This is a genomic window from Methanobrevibacter sp. UBA188, assembly GCF_905234905.1.
In the GTDB taxonomy this organism is placed as follows: domain Archaea; phylum Methanobacteriota; class Methanobacteria; order Methanobacteriales; family Methanobacteriaceae; genus Methanocatella.
In genome coordinates, this window is the sequence record NZ_CAJOJM010000068.1 from 1 (window position 1) to 5,562 (window position 5,562).

Annotated in this window: 5 protein-coding genes; 4 read left to right on the forward strand and 1 reads right to left on the reverse strand. The window is 35.5% G+C overall.

All coding sequences use genetic code 11. From position 1 onward, the window contains the following. From mcrB to mcrA, 4 genes are all read left to right on the forward strand, one after another. A partial coding sequence (gene mcrB / locus QZ143_RS09150; RefSeq protein WP_292883462.1) for a coenzyme-B sulfoethylthiotransferase subunit beta occupies window positions 1-1,159 on the forward strand: 1,159 nt, incomplete at its 5' end. Between the two features lie 9 nt (window positions 1,160-1,168). Next, the gene (gene mcrD, locus QZ143_RS09155; RefSeq protein WP_292883464.1) at window positions 1,169-1,663 is read left to right on the forward strand and encodes a methyl-coenzyme M reductase operon protein D; all 495 of its coding nucleotides are present in this window, start codon (window positions 1,169-1,171) and stop codon (window positions 1,661-1,663) included. 15 nt (window positions 1,664-1,678) lie between these two features. Then, window positions 1,679-2,473 carry a coenzyme-B sulfoethylthiotransferase subunit gamma gene (gene mcrG, locus QZ143_RS09160; protein ID WP_292883466.1) on the forward strand — a complete coding sequence of 265 codons (795 nt, stop codon included), beginning with the start codon at window positions 1,679-1,681 and terminating at the stop codon, window positions 2,471-2,473. Between the two features lie 7 nt (window positions 2,474-2,480). Then, window positions 2,481-4,130 carry a coenzyme-B sulfoethylthiotransferase subunit alpha gene (gene mcrA, locus QZ143_RS09165; RefSeq protein ID WP_292606382.1) on the forward strand — a complete coding sequence of 550 codons (1,650 nt, stop codon included), beginning with the start codon at window positions 2,481-2,483 and terminating at the stop codon, window positions 4,128-4,130. A 409-nt stretch (window positions 4,131-4,539) separates the two neighbouring features. Here mcrA and QZ143_RS09170 read toward each other — a convergent pair whose 3' ends face one another. Next, on the reverse strand, window positions 4,540-5,316 hold the full coding sequence (locus tag QZ143_RS09170) for a PhzF family phenazine biosynthesis protein (RefSeq protein ID WP_292883468.1): 777 nt from the start codon (window positions 5,314-5,316) through the stop codon (window positions 4,540-4,542). Window positions 5,317-5,562: the final 246 nt, after the last annotated feature.

Here is a 5,562-nt window from a genome sequence, read left to right on the forward strand (position 1 = left end):
GAATGCGGCAATGGGTGGAAAAGCGACATATATTCCAGGAAGAGAATTGGATTATGAAATTGTTGAGAATGCAGATGTAATCGCTGATAAAATCAAGAAAATTCTTCGTGTTAATGAGGATGATGATACAACTGTTGAACTAATCAACGATGGCCAACAATTGTTGGTTCAATTGCCTTTTGAACGTTTAAATGTTGCTGCAGATTATTCTGTTTCAACAATGCAGACTGGTGCTGCAACCATTCAGGCAATTATTGACAGCTTTGAAGTTAACATGTTCGATGCATCAACAATCAAAACTGCAGTAATGGGAGCATATCCGAGAACTGTCGATCTTTCAGGTGCTAATATCAGTGCTCTTTTAGGGCCTCCTGTATTGTTGGAAGGATTGGGATATGGTTTAAGAAATGTCATGGCAAACCATGTAGTTGCCATTACCAATAAGCAAACTTTAAATGCAGCTGCATTGTCTTCAATCATGGAACAGACTGCAATGATTGAAACTGGTGATGCTTCTGGTGCATTTGAAAGAATGCATTTATTGACATTGGCGTATCAAGGTTTAAATGCAAATAATTTAGTGTTTGACATCGTTAAAGAAAATGGTAATGGAACTGTTGGAACAGTTATCCAATCATTGGTTGGAAGAGCGATTGAAGACAATGTTATCAGAGTTGCTAAAAAAATGCCATCAGGATATAACATGTATGAGCCTGTGGATTGGGCATTATGGAATGCATATGCTGCTGCAGGATTGCTTGCTGCAGTCATTGTTAATGTAGGTGCTGCAAGAGCCGCTCAGGCCGTAGCTTCAACAGTATTGTATTATAATGACATGCTGGAATATGAGACAGGCCTTCCTGGTGTAGATTACGGTAGAACTGAGGGCGTAGGTGTAGGATTTAGTTTCTTCTCCCATTCCATTTATGGTGGTGGGGGACCGGGTACATTCCACGGAAACCACGTAGTGACAAGACATGCAAAAGGAACTGCAATTCCTTGTGCATCAGCTGCAATGTGTTTGGATGCAGGAACTCAGATGTTTTCAGTTAAAAGAACATCTGCATTAATTGGAATTGTGTATGGTACTATTGATAATCTTAGAAACCCAATTCCAAATGTAGCCAAAGTTGCAGGAGAAATTAAAGATAGCTTATAGGTGTTTTTCATGGATGAATCAAAACAAGTAAATGTAATTGATATTAAGATTATTCCAAACAGATTTTTAAAGCCAGACACCAGTGAAAAAATTCTAAATGAGATTTATGAATTGGAAGGAAACATGAGAGTATTGATACATGGCCCTTCTCTTCCCAAAAAAGTATTTTATGGTCCTGGCAAAGGCCATGAAGTAAATCATACAGACAGAAAAACAATTCAAGTTAAAGGAAATGATGTGGATTTAAGAGTCATGGTTGGAGATATTATCATCACGGCAGATATTTCCAAATTCAATGAGTTCATGGATAAATTGCAGGTTATTTTAGACGAAAACATGCCATGTGATGTTACAGTTTTGGTTGGAAGATTCACTCGAACTAAAAGCACAATTTCCGATTATTTAAAATATGGTGAAAGTTTTGAAAATCATATTGATAAACGTTACATTGGTTTAGTTGATTCTAGTGCACGAAGTTCTGAAACGGTAAAAGTTATAAAATAATTTTATGGTGAATTTATGACATATGAAGCACAATTTGGCCCTGGTGAAACAAAAATTGCTGAAAACCGAAGAAAGCATATGAATCCAGAGCATAAATTTAAAAAGATAAGGGAAGTCTCTGATGAGGGTATCGTAAAGATATTAGGTCATAGAAATCCTGGTGAAAGTTATAAAACAGTTCATCCACCATTGGCCGAAATGGAAGATGATGGGGATATTATTAAAAGTATTGTAGAACCTACTCCTGGTGCAGCAGAAGGTATTAGGGTCAGGTATATTCAATTTGCTGATTCAATGTACAATGCTCCGGCACAGCCTTATGATAGGGCAAGAACATACATGTGGAGATACAGAGGGGTAGATACAGGTACATTGTCTGGAAGACAAGTAATAGAAATAAGAGAACAAGATTTAGAAAAAATTTCAAAAGAATTGATAGAAACAGATATTTTTGACCCTGCCCGATCAGGTATGAGGGGAGCGACAGTACATGGGCACTCATTAAGATTGGATGAAAATGGGTTAATGTTTGATGGACTTCAAAGATATGTCTTCAATGAAGATGATGGTCATGTTTACTATGCTAAAGATCAGGTCGGCCGTCCATTGGATGAGTTGGTAGATGTCGGTGTACCTTTGGATGAAGAATATCTAAAAGAAATCACAACAATCTACAGGGAAGATAATATCGGTATGAGACAAGATAAAGAAGCACTTGAGGTAGTTGAAAATATTCATGAAGCACGTACCAAAGGTGGATATGGTTTAGGAGTATTTTCTAAAGACTTAAAAAAGAAATTAGGTGAATGAGATGGCTTTGGAAGATAAAAAATTTTTAGAAGCTTTAAACAATAAGTTTAAAGGAGAAGACCAGGAAAGTGATCACACCAGTTTCTACTGCTTTGGTGGATGGAGGCAATCCGAAAGAAAAAGGGAATTCAATGATACTGCTGAAAAGCTGGCTAAAGAAAGAAACATGCCTTTCTATAATCCTGACATTGGAGTGCCGTTAGGTCAAAGGCAATTGATGGCATATAAAATCTCCGGTACTGAAGATTATGTTGAAGGGGATGATTTACACTTCTGTAACAATTCAGCTATCCAACAATTGGTGGATGACATTAAAAGAACCATTATTGTGGGAATGGACACAGCACATTCAGTATTGCAGGAAAGATTGGGTGTTGAAGTAACTCCAGAAACAATCAATGAGTATATGGAAAACATTAACCATGCGCTTCCTGGAGGAGCAGTAGTTCAAGAGCATATGGTGGAAGTGCATCCGGGTCTTGTAGATGATTGTTATGCTAAAATCTTCACAGGTAATGATGATTTGGCTGATGAATTGGATAAAAGGGTGTTGATTGATATCAACAAGGAGTTTCCAGAAGACCAGGCTGAAATGCTTAAAAAATATGTTGGAAATAAAACATATCAAGTAAGTAAAGTTCCTACACTTGTCGTAAGGGCATGTGATGGTGGTACAGTTTCAAGATGGTCTGCTATGCAAATCGGTATGAGTTTCATTAATGCATATAAATTATGTGCTGGGGAAGCAGCTATTGCGGACTTTTCATATGCTGCAAAACATGCTGACGTTATTGGTATGGCAGCATTCTTACCTGCAAGACGTGCAAGAGGCCCTAATGAACCTGGTGGTGTAGCATTTGGTACATTGGCAGATATTGTTCAAACCTCAAGAATTTCCGATGACCCTGCTGAGATAACCTTGGAAGTAATTGCTGCGGGAGCTGCATTATACGACCAGGTATGGCTAGGTTCATATATGTCTGGAGGAGTAGGATTTACTCAATATGCTAGTGCAACATACACTGATGATATTCTGGATGACTTTATCTATTATGGGATGGACTATGTAGAGGACAACTATGGAATGTGCCAAGCGGAGTTAAGCATGGATACAGTACGTGACATTTCCACTGAAGTAACACTTTATGGATTGGAACAATATGAATTGCCTACTCTTTTGGAAACACACTTTGGTGGTTCTCAAAGGGCTTCCGTGGTATCTGCAGCGGCAGGCTGTTCCGCAGCTTTTGCTACAGGAAATTCAAATGCCGGTGTTAACGGTTGGTATCTAAGTATGATTTTGCATAAGGAAGCTCATTCCAGACTTGGATTTTATGGTTATGACTTGCAGGATCAGGCTGGTGCGGCCAATTCTTTATCAGTTAGAAGTGATGAAGGTTTAATTCACGAATTAAGAGGACCTAATTATCCAAACTATGCGATGAACGTAGGTCACCAACCAGAATATGCAGGAATTGCCCAAGCACCTCATGCTGCAAGAGGGGATGCATTCTGTACAAATCCTCTAATTAAAATCGCTTTCGCAGATAATAATAATACATTCGATTTCAAACATGTGAGAAAAGAAATCGCTAGAGGAGCTTTAAGGGAATTCATGCCATCTGGTGAAAGAGATATTATTATCCCATCAAGATAATTTTATCTCTTTTTATTTTTTTATTATGTATTATTTTTATATTTTCTCATGTGGATGTTAAGGTTGAAAACATATTATTTTGGAAGCTATTACATTTAATGAGAAAAATCGATTAATTAAATTAAAATTAAAAAATTACTTTTAATCTCTTTATTCTCTTTTTCAATTATTGTAACAATATTAATTTGATTCAAAATCGGAAATAAATAAGTATATGATTTTGAGTTTAATATTATGATGTATGAGCAAAAAGTACATTATATTTTGTATAGTATACGGGCAAAATCCCTTTTAAATGATTTTTAGACTTTATATTATTTGTTAGAGTTAAATAATTGTTTTTTCTTATTTTTACATAATTTTATTTGAATATTTATGCTCCTGCTCAAATTGGCAATGCCATTGTTTGCTATTTGATATTCAATTTTGATTCGCTGAACAATGTCGCTTCACCTGCTATTAGAACTTTATCATTTTTGATTTTACAGTATAATTGTCCACTTCGTTTGGAAGCCTGATATGCATGTATATTATTTTTGTTTAATTTTTCACTCCAGTATGGCACAATATGGCAATGCCCAGAACCGCATACTGGATCTTCAGGAATATTTAATTTTGGTCCGAATGATCTTGAAACGCAATCATATTCCTTTCCTTTTGCAGTAATATGAAGTAATAATCCTTCTAATTTTTCTATTTTATCTAAATTTGGTTTAAAATCAATTACACTTTGGGGACTATCCAATACACATAACAAATCTCTTGCTTTAAAAATCTCATTTGGTTTTACTCCCAATGCATTGATGATTTCGTCAGTTATGTTCACTGATTTCAAATCATATGCTGGAAATTCCATTTCATATAATGTATCTCTTCTTTTAACAGATAATTGGATATTATCAATTGTTTTAAAATAAATTTCATCTGTGTTTTCATAAAAGTTTAGTATTACAAAGGCTGTTGCTAGTGTTGCATGTCCGCAGAGGTCTACCTCACCTCCTGGCGTAAACCATCTGATTTCATATTGATTGGAGTTTTTAACTGCAAATGCAGTTTCAGATAGGTTGTTTTCAATGGCTATATTTAACATCACCTCTTCATTTATCCATTCATCAAGAATGCAGACTGCCGCAGGATTTCCTTTAAATATCTGATTGGTAAAAGCATCAACAACATACTGTTTCATTTTCTACACCCAAATATATTTTTTTCATTCAATATCCTTAATGTTTGTGTAACAGTAAATAATTTTAAAATTTATATAATTCGGGGGTTAATATTATGTCTTGAGTGAAAAACATTGAAAAAAAGATTTTTAAAATTGAATAAGGATAAATTTGTTAAACAAATTTTGACACATCCTCATTCAACATATATAACTGCTGGCTGGTACTGTGCCAGCCAAACATCCTAAGATGTTATGTAATATTAT